The following is a 16725-nucleotide window of genomic DNA, read 5'->3' as shown; positions in this document are numbered from 1 at the left end:
CGTGTTAAAAAAAAGAGTAGCAGCCAATTTAGTTGTAAAAGACGGCATAGTAGTCCAAAGTATCGGCTTTAAAAAATATTTGCCAGTTGGTAAACCAGAGATCGCTATTGAATTCCTAAATCAATGGGGCATTGACGAAATTATTCTTACAGACATCAGTGCAACTCGCAAACAATCCGGTCCTGATTTTGACATGATTAGAAGAGCTGCACAGAAATGTTTTGTGCCATTAACTGTTGGTGGGGGAATTTCCAATACCGGCCAAATGAAAGAACTTTTGCACAATGGCGCGGATAAGATCTCCTTAAATAATGCAGCTATAACCACTCCTGAATTGATCACTGAAACGGCCCATATTTTTGGTGGACAATGTGTGGTGATTTCTATAGATGGAATTCATACGAACAAAGGATTTCGGATTTATGATTATTTAACGCATAGTGCGCTTGATATCAGTCCATCTGAATTTGCTAAACGTGCGGAAGATTCTGGGGCGGGTGAGATATTGATAAACTCGGTGGATAGAGATGGATCATATTTGGGCTTTGACCACGAGTTGATTAATAGCGTTTGTTCGGTAGTTAATATACCAGTAATCGTTTGTGGTGGTGCTAAAAATGCTGGGGATTTTATAGAAGTGTTTAGTAAAACAAATGCCTCAGCAGCGACTGCTGCTAATTTTTTTCATTTTTCGGAGCACAGTGTCAATATTACAAAGTCTATTCTCAATAAAAAAATGGATGTAAGATCAGAAGCGTTTGCCAATTATGAAGATGCCTGTTTTGATGATGATCAGAGGCTACTGAAAAAAGAAGATGAGGTATTAGAAAATTTGTTATTTATAAGAATAGAAAAAGAAATTATATGAAGTATTGTTCACGTTGTTTATATCCTTCTAATCATCCCTTGTATATTACTTTTGATGAAGAAGGGGTATGTAGTGGTTGTAGGGTTCATGAAGAAAAAGATGTTCTTGATTGGGGATCTCGTGAGGAGAAACTGAAGAAAATTTTGACTGCCTATAAAAATAAGTCTGAAAATAATTATGATTGCATAATACCTGTAAGTGGGGCAAGAGACTCTTACTTCATCGTACACATGGTTAAAAATGTATATGGTATGAACCCTCTTCTTGTTACTTACAATAAACAGTACAATACGGATGTAGGTGTTCGTAATCTTGCTAATCTAAGAATTACCTTTAATTGTGATATTATGACACTCACAGTTAACCCTGAATCTGTAAAAAAAGTTACAAGAGCATCGATGCGTAAGATGGGAAGTATTTATTGGCATTGTATTGCAGGTCAAACTGTTTATCCAGTGCAGGTTGCCGTTAAGTTTAAAATTCCGCTTATAATTTGGGGAGCGCATCAAGGGATTGATCAGGTCGGAATGTTTTCTCATCTTGATGAAGTAGAGATGACCCGTAAGTATCGAAAAGAACATGATTTAATGGGTTATGAAGCTTCGGATTTAATAGATGAATTTGATGAGATTTCATCAAAAGATATAGTACAGTATGAATATCCAGATGATAAAGAAATTGAACGGGTAGGTGTTAGGGGAATTTATCTTAATAATTTTATTCGTTGGGATACAAGAGCGCAACATGAAAAAATGATTGACCTGTACGGCTATGAATCCCTCGAACAGAGACGTACTTTTGATACTTATAATGACGTAGATTGTTATAATTATTCAGATGTCCATGATTACATCAAATTTATTAAACATGGTTATGGAAAAGTAACAGACCATGTTTGTAGAGAGATTCGTCTTCGCAGGATGACTAGGGAAGAAGGAATGCGTTTGGTAAAGGAGTATGAGAGTAAAGACGTTAAAAATCTGGACTTATTTCTGGATTGGATAGGGATGACTAAGAATAGTTTCTATTATATAATAGACCAATTCAGAAATAAAGAGATCTGGAAAAGGAATGACCAATGGGAATGGAAACTTCAAATTGACAAATTTTCCGATTTAGAAGATAACAAAAAACAAGATAGTTGTCTTAAGATAAAAGAAAAGCACACCCCTTTTATAATTACACCAACGGGAAAATCTACTGATGCAAAGCAACAGTATATTTTAATTGGCAAAGGTGTTGCAAACTAAAAATTAAATTATTTAACTGAATGAAGGAGTATTATTATTTCAATTATCTTAAATCGAAAGTAAGGCATGCTGATTTATTACAATATGAATTAGATAGGCGTGTATATTATTTTGGTGATCATTTCAAGATTAGTTTTGAGAAAAGAAATCCTTTAAAAAGGAGGCTGGCAGATTTTGATATTGTTCAATACGTATTTTTTCTATTCAAAAAACTCACCTCTAAAAAGAACGACTCTAAAGACGTACTTATTTCTAGTGTATATTTCAATTTTGGAGAAGACTTAAGATCATCAGGTTATGAGGTGTATGGTGTTCCATGGACCTTAACTAAAGAAGGTTCGATTCTTTCATTTACTGATTTTGTCAGAATTAAGAAGTTTAACAAGATACTTGGGACTGCAAATTTGAATCAATTAACGTCTGAAAATTTTCAATGTAAAATTGATGAAATTATTCAAATTATTGAGCGGGTCTTAATAGAAAATAACGTAAAAGGGGTTTTTGTCGCTCAAGATGTTGGGTTTTTTGAGCGGTTAACTATAGAATTATGCAAGAGATTATCCATACCGACTATTTTGGTTTTGCATGGAGCCGCTTTAAGATACGGAAATACTATTAATGACAATAAAACTGATTATCTATGTGTATTTGGTGATATTTTTAAGTCTAAATTAGTAGAATCGGGTTTTCCTTCTGATAAGGTCTTAGTTCTAGGGCATCCAAAGTATTCAAACAGTTCTGTTCCTAAATCATTAAAATTTGATTATGAGAATATTTTGGTAATATCAAAGCCGATACCGGGACAACCGGTTGAATATGATGACAAGCTTAAAGGAAGAGATAAAGATACAAATAGGTTAAAGGATAGGGGAAATGTAATTTTATATTTATGGATGGTTCAAAAATCTTTAGAGTCAGTTGGAATCTCAAAAGCAAGACTGAGGGTACATCCATCGGAAAATTCAGATTGGTATGTCGGATTTCTTGATATGGAGTTCTTTGAGATCGATCGACTTTCGTTAGCGGAAACGCTGAATCAATCGACGTTGGTTATTGGCCCAAGCTCGTCGCTTTGTTTGGATTCGTTGTTTGCGGGTGTTAACTATACTATTTTTGAGCCTTTGTATGAAGATGGCTTAGATATACTTAATGATCCTGTAGGACATCCATTTGATGGTAGTGATGATCGGATTCCTGTGGCTAAAGATGAGGTTTCTTTGGTGGAGATTTTAAGAAATAGGAAAAAAGTGAGTTTAACCGTGCTTCCTGATTTCATTAGCCCTGCATTAAGTATGGAGTTGTTAACTAAACAAGTAATTAAATAAAAGTGTGCCTAACATAACATTATAATGTCCTCTTTTATTAAAATTTATCTTTGGCAAATCTTGTCTTTAATCAGTGGATTTGCTACGATGGTTATTGTAACCCCATTTTTATCTTCAAACCCATACTTGTTTGGGATTTATTCGGTTGTGATGTCCATGTCCTTGTTTCTGGCCTATGCTGATTTGGGGTTTTTAAGTGCCGGAGCTAAGTATGCGAGTGAGTACGCCGTCCGAAATGAGCGTAAACAAGAAATTGAGATTATATCCTTTGTGACATTCATTCTTGGTGGTTTTGTTTTATTGATTTCAATAGTGGCTCTTGTTTTTTCTTTCCTGCCACATTTGCTAATTAAAAGTCTACCTGATTTGAATTCCAAGAATGTTGCTAGTACATTGTTATTGGTGTTTGCTTTATCTACTCCACTCTTAGTTTTACAAAGAAGTGTGCAGATCATTTTTAACATTAGATTAAAAGATTATCTGTACCAACGTATCTTTACAGCTTCAAATATTATAAAGATTTTATCCTCTTTCTTTTTTTTCGGAAGAGGCAAGTACCTGTTAGTGGAATACTTCATATTTAGCCAGTTTGTAGGTTTGATCGCGGTGATTTTAGCATTATTACTTGCTAAAAAGTCATTTAACTATAACTTGAAAATGTACTTCGCATCTATAAAATTTAGTAAAGAAATTTTTAATAAAACGAAAAAATTGGCTTTTAGCAGCCTCTTCGTAACTATTGCATGGATCGTTTTTTATGAAATAGACCTATTTGTTATCGGCAAGTTTATTGGTGCTAAAGGGGTTGCTATTTTTAGTCTATCGATAACCTTAATGGCATTGTTTCGATCATTACATAGTATTATATACAACCCTTTTACAGCAAAATTTAATCATTATATTGGAAAAAGAGACTTTTCTGGATTTAATAGAGCTTTTTATAAAGTTTTGGTTCTTGGATTACCTTTATCTGTATTTCCTACGTTGATTGTAGCTTTTACAATTAAGAGTTTTATATACAGTTGGGTTGGAATAGAATATGAGGAGGTTATTCCTATAGTCAGAATTATGCTGTTTATATATCTGTTTAATTTTATCGCAAGCCCGGCTAGTATCGCACTTGTTGCACACGAAAGAATTCGTAGTATTTATTTGACTACAGCAATAATGCCTTTAATATATTGGGGAGGAATTATAGTCACGTACAATTTTTGGGGATTACAGTCTTTTGCAATTTTTAAGTTATTTGCATTCTCGTTGTCATCGATGGTTTATTCCTATTTATCTATTAAATTATTTGGAGTTGATTTTAAACAATTCTTAAGTAGGAATGTCCTTCAGGCAACTATCGTGTCAATTGCCTTATATTTTATTGTATATTATACTCAGACATATCTTCCCTATTTTAAGAAGCCTGGAAATCTTTTTAAGTATACAATGTTGTGTTCGGGATATCTGGTATTCAGTTTAGTCCTTTATTATTTATTGTCGTCTCAGTTTAGAAAAACTATACTGGAGTTTTTGCCAAGCTTTTCGAAATTATTTAAGTTTAAAAGAGAAAGTATATGATTAATCATAAAATCAAGGTATTGGTGTTTACGGACTGCTATATTTATGGAGGCAGTGAAAGACTAATGTCTTTTCTTATAAACAATAAAAATCTACAGAATAAATTTGATCTTAAACTAAGCTACAGGGCTTATAAGGATTATGAAAGAGGAATGTCTAGAGATTATCAGGACTTACCAAAGTCATTAATTCTTCCTCAACAACTTTTATCTAATGAATCTTTATTTTATAAAATAAATTGTTTAAAGCTTTCAAAGATTATAAAATTACCCTTTTTTTTCATCCAAAAAATCCAGGTTTACTCAATTTGGAATCTGATGGTTTTCTATTTCTTGTTGAAAAAGGAGAGGCCAGACATTTTGCATATTAACAATGGTGGGTATCCTGGAGCAAAGAGTTGTAATATGTTGGTTTTAGCAAATAAATTATTTTGTAACGCAAAGGTTATTTATCAAGTGAATAATCAGGCTACAATCTCAAAAAAAATTGACCTGCCTACAGATCAATTTATTTGTAGAAATGTAGATGTTTTTTTAACAGCGTCAAATTTGGCGAAGCAAATGTTGATAAAGAATAGACAATTCCCTAATGATAAGATAAAGATTATAAATAATTGTATAATTCCTGGTTTAAAAGAAAAAAACCGAGAAGAAATTTGCCACGAACTTTCCCTACCTATTGAAAGTTTTATAATCGTACAGGTTGGTTTTTTGACCGAACGTAAGGGGCAAAGAATGCTTATATTAGCAATGGATTTGCTATTAAAAATACATCCAGAACTTGAAACAAAAATTTCTGCCTTGTTTATTGGAAATGGTGAAGACGAGATAAAACTTACGCAGTTAGTAAATGAATTAGGCCTGGAAAAAAATATAACTTTTCTCGGATACAAGTCAAATAGTCATGATTATATAAATGCGTGCGATTTATTTGTATTACCCTCTATTAGTAATGAAGATATGCCATTAGTATTGTTGACGGCGCTAGAATTAGGAAAGCCTATAATTGCAAGCAATTTTGCGGGAATATCGCAGGTTATAACATCTGAAGTCAATGGTATGCTTATTGATATCAATGATGTGAGTTTTCATCAGGAATTGTATGAAATTATATATAAGCTTTATATGAATTTAGCTTTGCGAACACTTCTCGGCAATAATGCGAGAAAATCTTTTATAGAATATTCGCCTGAAAAATATGGACAAAATATCGAAAATTTATATCGTCAACTATGATGGGAATTGAAAAAATATTATTAATAGGTGGTGGTGGATTCATAGGCCGAAATTTAATTAACAGTTTTGAACTAATAAAAAAAGACATCGAGTTTGTGGTATTATCTCGCCAAAATCATCACTTTTCGCCTACCAAAACTGTTAGATATGTTGTTGGCGATTATGGCAACAAAGACGAGATGGAAGTTCTTTTTAGAACTGAGAAATTTAATAAAGTCTTCCATTTTGCCAATACTTCCGTTCCTTCATCATCTAACTTCAATATCCTCGACGATGTCGACAATAACTTGATGTCTACGTTAACATTACTCGAGGTTATGAAAAAAAATGGCTGTAATTTTATATTATATCTTTCATCCGGAGGCGCAGTTTACGGTAATTCAAATGATAGGATTCTTGATGAGGCTCACTATTGTGTGCCAATAAGTTCCTATGGAATAACTAAATTGGCAAATGAACAATATATAGCATTGCATAGCAGAAATTATGGCCTAAATTATCTTATATTGCGATTATCAAATCCTTATGGTCATTTTCACGTATCAGAACAACAGGGGATCGTTAACATTGCGATTAGAAAAGCATTGAGAAATGATACGGTGACGGTATGGGGAAATGGAGCACAGGAGAAAGACTATATCTATGTTCAAGACGTGATAAGTATTATTTATAAACTCCTTGAGAAAGGTATCGTCAACGATACATTCAATGTTGGTTCAGGAACTGCTATTGCATTGAATGATATTCTCAGAGAGATCCGGCAAGCTCTACCTTCGTTAGATGTCAAATATGAGCCTTCTAAGCCAACTGATGTTTCTAATTTTTGTTTGAGTATAAGTAAGTTAAAATCGGTTATTGATTTTGATATAACCCCATTTGACGATGGCTTAGCAAAAACCATTGAGTGGGAAAAATTAAAGATATTATAACATTAACATTAGTACTTTCGGTTTAAAATTAATGAAATTAAAACAGTCTATAAAAGTAGATAACCTGTCATTGAGTATAGCTTTGTTAATTGGAGTTTTTATTTTAATATATCCTCCCTTTATAGCTTCGGTATATGTTCCTGCTTTTATTAGAATTCCATTGTTATTTATTCTTGTTGCATTTTTCTTCTTTTTGGCAATTACTAAGAGGTCTTATGTATATCAATTTGGACCTTGGGTATGTTTTTTTCTTATTCAGGAGGTGTATTGGCTTTTAACGGGGAATAAAATTGTTGGAGATACAATTTATTTCCTATTATTCGCTCTTTTAGCCTCAAGCATTGTGATTGTCGCAAAAAGAATCCCACAGTTAAAATTCCTCGTCCGAAGGTTTTACTTAATCTTAATAGTATCTCTATCAATATTAGCAATCTTGTCATTCTTGGCTTTTAATTTGGATATTTTTCCTTATGTATTAAAAACAGTTGGACAAGAAGAATATTATGAATATTATCATAATATTTTCTTCGGCTATGTCAATCTTAAGATCTTCGAAACTTTTAACATTGGAAGGGTTTGTGGATACCTATTCGAGCCAAGCTACTTGGGATGGTTTTTAACCACCAATTTTTTTATACTTGATCGCTATCTAATCACAAGAAAGTACCTTATTCCAGTAAGAATTATTGTTTTATTAGGGGCTTTAGCTTCATTTTCTACCGCATCTTGGATTGTTTTTGCAATAGTTGGTTTACTGAATTTTTTCTATATCTTTTTAAGTCTAATAAAAATAAAAGGCCGATTGGCCAATATGATCATTTTAATTAGTTTTTTATTAGTGGGGGGCATTACTATTCTAGCGATTCCTAAACAAAAATTAATTGAAGGCCTAGGCACCTCCTCCCATGAGAATAGGGAAGACAGGGTAATGAACTCGTTATTGATATTAGCAAATTCTTCGATTCCGGATATAATTCTTGGCAGATCACCTGGTTTTATTGAGGTAACGGTTCAAACTGGCGAATCAAATCAATTGATGAAAATTCTTGTAGAATATGGAATTATTACGTTTTCCTTGATTATAGCGTTTATTGTGTATTGTACGAAAAAATCCAGATTGTTTCTGGTCGCCAATTTGTTGTTTTTAAATAGTGTTGTGATTTTTTTTACACCGTTATTTATTTTCAATTTAATCGTATGTAAATGGAATGATGAAGAAAAGACTAAAAAAATAGATGCCTGATGAGTTTATTGTTTTCAATTATAATACCAACTTTTAATCGAGTTTTAGCATTAGAAAGGTGTTTAAATTCACTCTTGTTACAAAACTATAAGAATTTTGAAGTAATCATTTGCGATGATGGCTCAACAGACAATACATTTGAAATGGTTGAAAAATTCAGGGGACAGATTAATCTTCGCTATTATTACAATGAAAATTGGGGCGGTCCAGCGAAACCCAGAAATTTAGGGCTGAGTGTAGCTTCGGGAAAGTGGATATGTTTCCTGGATTCCGATGATTGGTACCATAATGATAGACTTTCATATCTTGCAAATGCAGTTAATAATGACTTTGATGTTTATCACCATAATTTGCTTCGGGTTAATAGATCAAATGTAATTTTGAGCAGAATGCCAACATGGCAAATTGATAATAATGACGCAACTTTGGATTTGCTTACAAATTTCAATGGAATTTTAACTTCCTCAACTTGTATAAGAAAAGCAAAACTTGATGAGCTGAAGTTGTGTTTTTCAGAAGAAAGAAAAATTATTGGCTTGGAGGATTTTGATTTATGGATACAATTGGCATTTGCAGGTGCGAAATTTAAATTTCTGAATAAAGATTTAGGTTATTATAATATTGAAGGCTCCGATCATATTACATTTTTAGATCAAAGACAGATTGATAGGCTTTTCGAATTGTATATGACGAATCAATATAAGTTAAAACATAAAGATAGAAAGAAGTCAACAGCCGCTTTTAATTATCAAAAAGCTTGTATATTGACGATTGGTAAAGATATGAGTGGGGCTTCGAAGTGTTTTATGTTTGCTCTTAAATATGGGACAAGGAAAGTTAAAGCAAGGTCGCTTTACAAGTTATTATTTAGATAGTTTATGAAAATATTGCATATAGCTGAACAAGGAAGTGGTGGTGGAGCAGAATCTGTGTTTAGAGAGAGTGTGATGTTACTTAAAAAGTATGATGATTCGAATACTCATTTAGTAGCCTGTAAAAAGTCAATGAATTTACCTTTTGATATAGATTACAGTTTTTCGCACGAAATTAGTAAAACACAACTTATATATTCATTTAGGTATAAAATTGAGCTTGAAAAAATTCTCATTCATGCTAAACCTAATATAGTTCATTTACATCATACTGGTCTGTTGTCGTCATCTATCTTACACGTTCTTTGGAAATACAAACGATTAAATTCTGGCTTCCGAGTCGTGCAAACAGCACATACTTTTGAACATATTTGCTCCCACCATGCAGCTTACGACTACAATAAATCTATAAGATGTGTTGATTGCTCAAGGGATCGTTATAAATTTAAGATTTTTTATAGAAACTGCAGTCGCTCAGGTTATTTTCACTCCGTTGCTAAAGGAATAAGTAGTTTAATCTCTCATTTTTTTTATAAAAGAAAAGTTATTGATGTAATTATAGTGCCATCAGAGTTTATGAAGAGTACAATTTTAGATAGTAAGCTTCACGACCAAGATAAAATATTAGTTTTAGACAATCCCGTTTCTAAGGGGTTTTTAAATCAAGGGCCGCATATTGATAAGGTTGATCAGATAATTTATTTTGGGAGGTTGTCAGATGAGAAAAATGTTCAACTTATTTTGAGGGCATTCGCGTTATATGCTAAAAAAAATCATAATCCTTACAGTTTGTTGATTATTGGTGAAGGCCCTGATGCCGATGTCTTGAAGAGCCTTTCGAAAGAGTTAGAGTTGACACATCTGGTAACTTTTATGCCATTCATGCAACATATTGAATTACAGAAGTATTTAAGTGCCTCGAAGATATCAGTTTTAGCATCTAAATGTTACGAAAATGCACCTATGATGATTTTGGAGTCATTGGCATTCAATATAATACCTATCGTTTGTAATCATGGTGGGATGAAAGAGATGGTATCAAAATTTGGGTTCGGTGTAATGTTCGATGGTGATTCAACTGAATCATTAGCACAAAAGATATCGTATGTTGTTTCTAGTTATGATAAATTTCTTAATGAGAGTGATTTGGCTAGAAATTTAGCGAAATCACATTTGGCACAAAATAATTACGTTTTTGAATTAACTAAGATATATTTAGGGGTAATTGGCGATGAGTGATTTAAATAAATGTGTGGATTGTTACTTAGATTTTTGTTCTTTTTGATAGTTTTAAGACAAACTAAATTTTAGTAATAATATTAATATATGAAAATAGCCGTTATTGGAACAGGGTATGTAGGTCTGGTTACAGGTACCTGTTTATCTGAAACAGGAAATAATGTAATTTGTGTAGACATTAATGAAGCCAAAGTAAAAAAAATGCAGGCTGGTGAAGTGCCTATTTATGAGCCCGGGCTGGATGTGCTCTTCCACAGGAACATTGCCCAGGGCCGCTTAACCTTTACAACAGATCTTGCCCATGCGGTTAAGGATGCCCAGATCATTTTTATGGCGCTGCCAACGCCTCCGGGTGGAGATGGTGCTGCCGATCTGTCCTATATTTTAGGGGCAGCGAAAGACATTTCAAAACTGGTGACCAATTATAAGGTTATTGTAAACAAATCTACCGTTCCGGTAGGAACAGCAGATAAGGTGCAGGCTGTTTTTGCAGAAAACACGGATGTAGAAATAGACGTGGTCTCTAACCCCGAATTTTTACGTGAAGGCGTGGCCGTGGAAGATTTTATGAAACCGGACAGGGTGGTGATCGGAACACGGAGCGAGAAAGCACAGAAGTTAATGAATGAATTGTATGGTCCTTATGTACGTCAGGGAAATCCGATTCTGTTTATGGACGAGCGCTCTTCTGAGCTGACCAAATATGCTGCCAATTCATTTCTGGCTACAAAGATCACTTTTATGAACGAAGTAGCCAACCTTTGCGAAATTGTAAATGCCGATGTGGATGCTGTGCGTAAAGGTATAGGTTCTGATGCAAGAATTGGTAAGCGCTTTCTTTTCCCCGGAATAGGGTATGGCGGCAGCTGTTTTCCTAAGGATGTGCAGGCTTTGGCAAAGTCGGCTGATGAACATAACTATGATTTCCAGATCCTGAGGTCTGTGATGCAGGTAAATGAAAAGCAAAAAACTTTATTGGTGGATAAATTGCTGAAATATTATAAAGGTGATTTAAAAGGTAAGCATTTTGCTTTATGGGGATTGGCCTTTAAACCCGAAACGGATGATATCCGTGAAGCACCTTCCTTGTATATCATTGATGAGTTGCTTAAACACGGGGCTACTGTAGCTGCTTTCGACCCTGAAGGAATGAACAATGTTAAAGCGCTTGTTGGCGATAAAATAAAATATGCTGAAACCCAGTACGATGCACTGATCGGTGCAGATGCTTTATTGATTGCAACAGAATGGTCGGTATTCAGGAACCCTGATTTTGAAAGAATGGAAGAAACCCTGAGCAATAAAGTTATTTTTGATGGTCGTAACTTATATGACCTGCAAAAGATGATCGACCTTGGATATTATTATAACAGTGTGGGCCGTAAGCTTATCAATAACTAATGAAAACAAAAAGAGTTTTAATTACCGGTGCTGCCGGCTTTTTAGGTTCGCATTTATGCGACAGATTTATCAAAGAGGGTTATCATGTGATCGCAATGGACAACCTGATTACGGGCGACCTGCAAAACATACAGCATTTATTCGGATTGGAAAATTTTGAGTTTGCACATCACGATGTTTCCAAATATGTATATGTATCTGGCGAGCTGGATTATATTCTTCATTTTGCTTCACCCGCCAGCCCGATTGATTATTTAAAAATTCCTATTCAAACCCTCAAAGTTGGCTCATTGGGCACACACAACCTGCTTGGTTTGGCGAAAAATAAAAATGCAAGGATGCTGATCGCTTCTACTTCAGAAGTTTATGGTGACCCAAGTGTAAACCCTCAGCCTGAAGAATACTGGGGCAATGTAAACCCTGTTGGTCCAAGGGGTGTTTATGATGAAGCAAAACGTTTTCAGGAAGCCATGACCATGGCTTACCATACTTTTCATGGTTTGGAAACCCGCATTGTAAGGATATTTAATACTTACGGACCAAGGATGCGGTTGAATGACGGACGTGTTTTGCCTGCCTTTATTGGCCAGGCCCTGCGCGGAGAAGACCTGACCGTATTTGGGGATGGCTCGCAGACCCGCTCATTTTGCTATGTGGATGACCTGATAGAAGGTATTTACAGGCTATTGCTGAGTGATTATGCCCTTCCGGTGAACATTGGCAACCCGGATGAGATCACCATCAGGCAATTTGGAGAAGAGATCATCAAACTTACCGGTACAAGCCAGAAACTGGTATTGAAAGACCTGCCGGTAGACGATCCTAAGCAAAGACGGCCTGACATTACCAAGGCAAGAGCGATACTGGGTTGGGAACCGAAAGTAAGCCGTGCCGAAGGGTTAAAAATTACTTATGAGTATTTTAAATCCCTGCCCCAGGAAGCTTTAACAAACAAAGAACATAAAGATTTTTCTACTTTTAATCTATAATGAATATCTGGATAATAAACCCTTATGGAAGTCTTCCTGACGAGAGTTGGCGCACTTACCGAAGCACTATGATTGCAAATGCATTGGTGGCTTCAGGGCATCGAGTTACGCAATTTATTTCAAATTTTGAGCATCGTAGTAAAACCTTTAGAAATGATTGCTACGAAAGTAGATCATATGGGCCCAACTATTCAATCAGTATCATTCCAAGCACATCCTATAAATCACATATCTCGCTGTCTCGCGTTAAATATGAAAGAAGTTATGCAAAAAATCTAATAAAGTATGTAGCAGATTATGAAAAGCCAGATATTGTTATACTTGCTGAACCCGCTCTTTGTTATTATAATATAATTCTCAGATGGATCAAAAAAGATTTGAAAGCTAAAATTATTATCGACTTAATAGATATTTGGCCTGAACTGTTTCATCTTTTGTTTCCAAAATCACTTAATTTTTTGGCTAATTTAATATTTTTTCCTTTGTATATGTGGAGGAGAAGACTTTATAGAAGTGTAGATGGACTGGTAGCTGTTTCTAAAAACTACCAAGATATAGCTTTAAAGATTAAACCATTCAAACCATCTCACACTGATGTGGTATATTGGAGCATTCCTGAAAATGAAATTAATAAAGAAGAGCTGATATCTAATAAAGATGTGATAAACTTAATAGAATCAAAGGGTTTAGAAGAAGTTTGGTGTATATATGCAGGTACTTTGGGCGAAAATTATGACGTCAAGTCCATTATAGATGCAGGAGAAGAATTGAAAAAGATATATTCACATAATAGGTTTAAACTTATAATAGCTGGTGACGGACCTCTCGCAGATTTTTGCATTGAAAATTCAGATCAAAAGAGTATTGTTTTTCTTGGACGCTTAAGTTCAACTGACCTTGCGGGGTTATTTCGACATTGCGATATAGCTTTAAGTACTTATAGACAGCGATCAACGGTTTCAATGCCTATAAAAGCATTTGACTATTTTGCTTTTGGATTGCCACTTGTTAATTCACTGAAGCGTGACTTGGGATATTTTATCAATAAAATGGAAATTGGCATTAACTATGAAGCCGAATCAGTATCAGCTTTAACTGGGGCTATTAAAATATTAGTGGATGATAAAGATAAAAGATTGCAGATGAAAGAAAATGCTTTAATAGCTTCAACTATCTTTTCTGAAAATTTACAGTACTCAAAATTTATTTATGTTATAGAAAATGTTTACTATGGTAAATAGGATTTTAACAGTCGATGATTGTAGAGAGTTGGCAATGCTTCATAATTTAGCGTTTAAAAATTTCTTTCTAACTTCTTTAGGGACTAATTTTTTGTTTAAATTTTATAAAGCTATTTTAATGGATAAAAATGGAATTGGCGTAGGAGCTTTTGAGGAAAATAAGCTTATTGGATTTGCAATTGGTGCCAAGCAGGTTCGAGGATTCTATAAAAACATAGCAAAGAAAAATCTCTTTTCATTATCTTTTAGTGCTTTACCTCATTTTTTTGCGAACCCAAGATTCTTGTTTAGACTTATTGTTTCTCTACGCACGTCCAACAGCAATACGGATGGACCATTTCTGCTATCAATATGCGTGGATCCATTGTCAGGGCGTAAAGGATTAGGAACCGCACTTATAGATATTTTTGAACTGCAAATTGGGCCCGGCATGACCTATCGATTAATGACAGATGAAAAAGATAATGATAAAGTAAATAGATTTTATCTAAAGAACGAATTTATTTTAGAAAATGTAATTATGCAAGGAAATAGGACTTTAAATGTTTATAAAAAAAAAATAAGATAAATGATACCATTTTCACCACCATATATAAACGAAGAAATAATCGATCAAGTTGTGGATACGCTAAGATCGGGATGGATTACTACAGGTCCAAAAGTCAAAGCATTAGAAGAAGAAGTCGTGAAATTGACGGGTTGTGATAAGGCGTTGGGTGTGAACTCTTGGACTTCAGGAGCCATTTTGGTTTTAAAATGGTTTGGAATTCAAGAAGGAGATGAAGTTATTATACCAGCATATACCTATTCAGCAACAGCTCTAAGTGTTTTGCATTGCGGCGCAACCCCAGTTATGGTTGACGTATTAGATGATTTTACAGTAGATCCTGAAAAACTCAAATTAGCAATAACAGAAAATACAAAAGTGATTATGCCGGTTGACTTTGCTGGACTTATGTGTCACTATGATAAAATTAATGAAATAGTTACCCAACCTGGAATTGTGGAACTGTTTAAACCGAGATCGGAAAAGCAGCGTCAGCTGGGACGTATATTAGTGCTATCCGATGCAGCTCACTCAATAGGAGCAAGTCTGAACGGCATTCAATCTGGAAAGGCAGCTGATATTACAATTTTTTCTTTTCATGCTGTAAAGAATATTACAACCGCAGAAGGTGGAGTGATATGTATTAACTTACCTGACTCATTTAATAACGAAGAAGAGTATAAATTGATGAGACTTTGGTCGCTAAATGGACAAACTAAGGATGCATTTACAAAATCCCAAGCTGGTGGTTGGAAATATGATATTCTTTTTGCTGGATTGAAAGTAAATATGCCTGACCTTTGTGCAGCTCTGGGGCTTGGACAGATTAGTCAATATGCTCTTTTAACCAAAAATAGGTCACGAATAGCAAAAGCATATGAATTTTTTTTTAAAGAGCTGAAATGGGCTAAATGTCCAATTTTAGAAGATGGGAGTCGACTTTCATCTAATCATTTGTATGCGTTAAGAATTATCGGAATAACTGAAGCTCAAAGAGATGATATGATTGATTTTATAACGAACAACGGAGTGGCTGTGAATGTTCATTTCATACCTATGCCATTGCTTACTGTATTTAAGAACTTAGGATATAAGATGGGGGATTATCCTATGTCATATGCAAACTACTCAGTTGAAATATCTTTGCCAATCTATCCTCAATTGACAGATGACGAAGTATCTTATATTTGTTCTACAGTTGAAAGAGCCTATGCAAGTTTATCATGACAAAAAGAAGCTTTGATTTTTTTGTATCGTTGATCGGATTAATTTTATTATCTCCCGTTTTTTTATTATTAATTTGTTTGATTAAGCTATCTTCAAAAGGAGGAGCGTTTTATAAGCAATTAAGGGTTGGACAACATGGGAAGGATTTTACTTTGCTCAAATTTAGATCTATGTATGTAAATTCAGATCGTAGAGGTCTACTGACTGTTGGTAGTCAAGATAAACGGATAACTCCCATCGGCATCTTTATTAGAGATTATAAATTAGATGAGTTACCTCAATTAATAAATGTTTTTTTAGGTGATATGAGCTTAGTCGGTCCCAGACCCGAAGTCCGTAAATATGTTGAATTATATAGTCCAGAAGAGCTAAAAGTACTTGATTTAAAACCTGGCATAACTGATTTAGCATCTATAAAATATAAAAATGAAAATGATATTCTAAGTGCTCAAGAGAGCCCAGAACAATATTACATAGAAGTTATAATGCCTGACAAGATAAAAATTAACTTAAGTTCTTATGATTTGAGTAAAACTGTAATCGGGTCTATCAAAATAATAATAATAACTCTAAGAGCAATTGTAAAACGGAAATAATTACTAATTATAATTTATATGGATATTCATGTTGCGCAAGGGAAAAATGACCATATTAATCTCAAAATGAGAATAGCTTGCGAGAGGCTACTATTACTTGCATGCTCTTCTACATTTTTTTTATTCTCACATTTTTATGTTTCAAATAGAGTATCCAGAACTTTATCATATCTTTTGGTTTAATTATTGTTAGT

The 16725-nt window shown here is 34.1% G+C and carries 15 protein-coding genes; all 15 read left to right on the top strand.

Features of this window, described 5'->3' with window-relative positions; all coding sequences use genetic code 11:
• Position 1 precedes the first annotated feature (1 nt).
• The 15 genes from hisF (at position 2) to PHEP_RS19550 (ending at position 16531) form a co-directional block, all read left to right on the top strand.
• Positions 2-868, top strand: a complete 867-nt coding sequence (gene hisF, locus PHEP_RS19620) for an imidazole glycerol phosphate synthase subunit HisF (protein ID WP_015809733.1) — start codon at positions 2-4, stop codon at positions 866-868.
• Positions 865-2118, top strand: a complete 1254-nt coding sequence (locus PHEP_RS19615; protein ID WP_015809732.1) for an N-acetyl sugar amidotransferase — start codon at positions 865-867, stop codon at positions 2116-2118. Before hisF ends, PHEP_RS19615 begins: the two co-directional genes overlap by 4 nt.
• A 20-nt stretch (positions 2119-2138) precedes the next feature.
• Positions 2139-3443 carry a hypothetical protein gene (locus PHEP_RS19610; RefSeq protein WP_015809731.1) on the top strand — a complete coding sequence of 435 codons (1305 nt, stop codon included), beginning with the start codon at positions 2139-2141 and terminating at the stop codon, positions 3441-3443.
• A 24-nt stretch (positions 3444-3467) separates the two neighbouring features.
• On the top strand, positions 3468-5012 hold the full coding sequence (locus PHEP_RS19605) for a lipopolysaccharide biosynthesis protein (RefSeq protein WP_015809730.1): 1545 nt from the start codon (positions 3468-3470) through the stop codon (positions 5010-5012).
• A complete protein-coding gene (locus tag PHEP_RS19600) occupies positions 5009-6247 on the top strand; it encodes a glycosyltransferase (protein WP_015809729.1) in 1239 nt (412 codons plus the stop codon). The genes PHEP_RS19605 and PHEP_RS19600 overlap by 4 nt, the downstream gene beginning before the upstream one ends.
• Positions 6244-7176, top strand: a complete 933-nt coding sequence (locus tag PHEP_RS19595) for an NAD-dependent epimerase/dehydratase family protein (protein WP_015809728.1) — start codon at positions 6244-6246, stop codon at positions 7174-7176. Before PHEP_RS19600 ends, PHEP_RS19595 begins: the two co-directional genes overlap by 4 nt.
• A 31-nt stretch (positions 7177-7207) precedes the next feature.
• Positions 7208-8419, top strand: a complete 1212-nt coding sequence (locus PHEP_RS19590; RefSeq protein WP_015809727.1) for a hypothetical protein — start codon at positions 7208-7210, stop codon at positions 8417-8419.
• The gene (locus PHEP_RS19585; RefSeq protein ID WP_015809726.1) at positions 8419-9294 is read left to right on the top strand and encodes a glycosyltransferase family 2 protein; all 876 of its coding nucleotides are present in this window, start codon (positions 8419-8421) and stop codon (positions 9292-9294) included. Before PHEP_RS19590 ends, PHEP_RS19585 begins: the two co-directional genes overlap by 1 nt.
• Positions 9295-9297: 3 nt before the next feature.
• Positions 9298-10530 carry a glycosyltransferase family 4 protein gene (locus PHEP_RS19580; protein WP_015809725.1) on the top strand — a complete coding sequence of 411 codons (1233 nt, stop codon included), beginning with the start codon at positions 9298-9300 and terminating at the stop codon, positions 10528-10530.
• 87 nt (positions 10531-10617) lie between these two features.
• Positions 10618-11931, top strand: a complete 1314-nt coding sequence (locus tag PHEP_RS19575; RefSeq protein ID WP_015809415.1) for a UDP-glucose dehydrogenase family protein — start codon at positions 10618-10620, stop codon at positions 11929-11931.
• Positions 11931-12920 carry a UDP-glucuronic acid decarboxylase family protein gene (locus tag PHEP_RS19570; RefSeq protein ID WP_015809724.1) on the top strand — a complete coding sequence of 330 codons (990 nt, stop codon included), beginning with the start codon at positions 11931-11933 and terminating at the stop codon, positions 12918-12920. The genes PHEP_RS19575 and PHEP_RS19570 overlap by 1 nt, the downstream gene beginning before the upstream one ends.
• Positions 12921-12988: 68 nt before the next feature.
• Complete coding sequence (locus tag PHEP_RS19565; RefSeq protein WP_238326514.1) at positions 12989-14161, top strand: glycosyltransferase; 1173 nt, start codon at positions 12989-12991, stop codon at positions 14159-14161.
• Positions 14151-14729: a GNAT family N-acetyltransferase gene (locus tag PHEP_RS19560; protein WP_015809722.1), complete on the top strand. Its 579-nt coding sequence runs from the start codon at positions 14151-14153 to the stop codon at positions 14727-14729. The genes PHEP_RS19565 and PHEP_RS19560 overlap by 11 nt, the downstream gene beginning before the upstream one ends.
• Positions 14730-15935 (top strand): DegT/DnrJ/EryC1/StrS family aminotransferase, encoded by a 1206-nt coding sequence (locus PHEP_RS19555; protein WP_015809721.1) that lies wholly within the window; start codon positions 14730-14732, stop codon positions 15933-15935.
• Entirely contained in the window at positions 15932-16531 is a 600-nt protein-coding gene (locus PHEP_RS19550; RefSeq protein WP_015809720.1) for a sugar transferase, read from the top strand. The genes PHEP_RS19555 and PHEP_RS19550 overlap by 4 nt, the downstream gene beginning before the upstream one ends.
• Positions 16532-16725 lie beyond the last annotated feature (194 nt).

It is taken from the genome of Pedobacter heparinus DSM 2366 (assembly GCF_000023825.1).
Taxonomy (GTDB): Bacteria; Bacteroidota; Bacteroidia; order Sphingobacteriales; family Sphingobacteriaceae; genus Pedobacter; species Pedobacter heparinus.
This window is presented reverse-complemented; position numbering and strand designations above follow the sequence as displayed.

Coding starts and splice junctions, on each gene's coding strand:
- PHEP_RS19615 (WP_015809732.1), top strand. CDS start 865: ATGAAGTATTGTTCACGTTGTTTATATCCTTCTAATCATCCCTTGTAT.
- PHEP_RS19610 (WP_015809731.1), top strand. CDS start 2,139: ATGAAGGAGTATTATTATTTCAATTATCTTAAATCGAAAGTAAGGCAT.
- PHEP_RS19605 (WP_015809730.1), top strand. CDS start 3,468: ATGTCCTCTTTTATTAAAATTTATCTTTGGCAAATCTTGTCTTTAATC.
- PHEP_RS19600 (WP_015809729.1), top strand. CDS start 5,009: ATGATTAATCATAAAATCAAGGTATTGGTGTTTACGGACTGCTATATT.
- PHEP_RS19595 (WP_015809728.1), top strand. CDS start 6,244: ATGATGGGAATTGAAAAAATATTATTAATAGGTGGTGGTGGATTCATA.
- PHEP_RS19590 (WP_015809727.1), top strand. CDS start 7,208: ATGAAATTAAAACAGTCTATAAAAGTAGATAACCTGTCATTGAGTATA.
- PHEP_RS19585 (WP_015809726.1), top strand. CDS start 8,419: ATGAGTTTATTGTTTTCAATTATAATACCAACTTTTAATCGAGTTTTA.
- PHEP_RS19580 (WP_015809725.1), top strand. CDS start 9,298: ATGAAAATATTGCATATAGCTGAACAAGGAAGTGGTGGTGGAGCAGAA.
- PHEP_RS19575 (WP_015809415.1), top strand. CDS start 10,618: ATGAAAATAGCCGTTATTGGAACAGGGTATGTAGGTCTGGTTACAGGT.
- PHEP_RS19570 (WP_015809724.1), top strand. CDS start 11,931: ATGAAAACAAAAAGAGTTTTAATTACCGGTGCTGCCGGCTTTTTAGGT.
- PHEP_RS19565 (WP_238326514.1), top strand. CDS start 12,989: ATGATTGCAAATGCATTGGTGGCTTCAGGGCATCGAGTTACGCAATTT.
- PHEP_RS19560 (WP_015809722.1), top strand. CDS start 14,151: ATGGTAAATAGGATTTTAACAGTCGATGATTGTAGAGAGTTGGCAATG.
- PHEP_RS19555 (WP_015809721.1), top strand. CDS start 14,730: ATGATACCATTTTCACCACCATATATAAACGAAGAAATAATCGATCAA.
- PHEP_RS19550 (WP_015809720.1), top strand. CDS start 15,932: ATGACAAAAAGAAGCTTTGATTTTTTTGTATCGTTGATCGGATTAATT.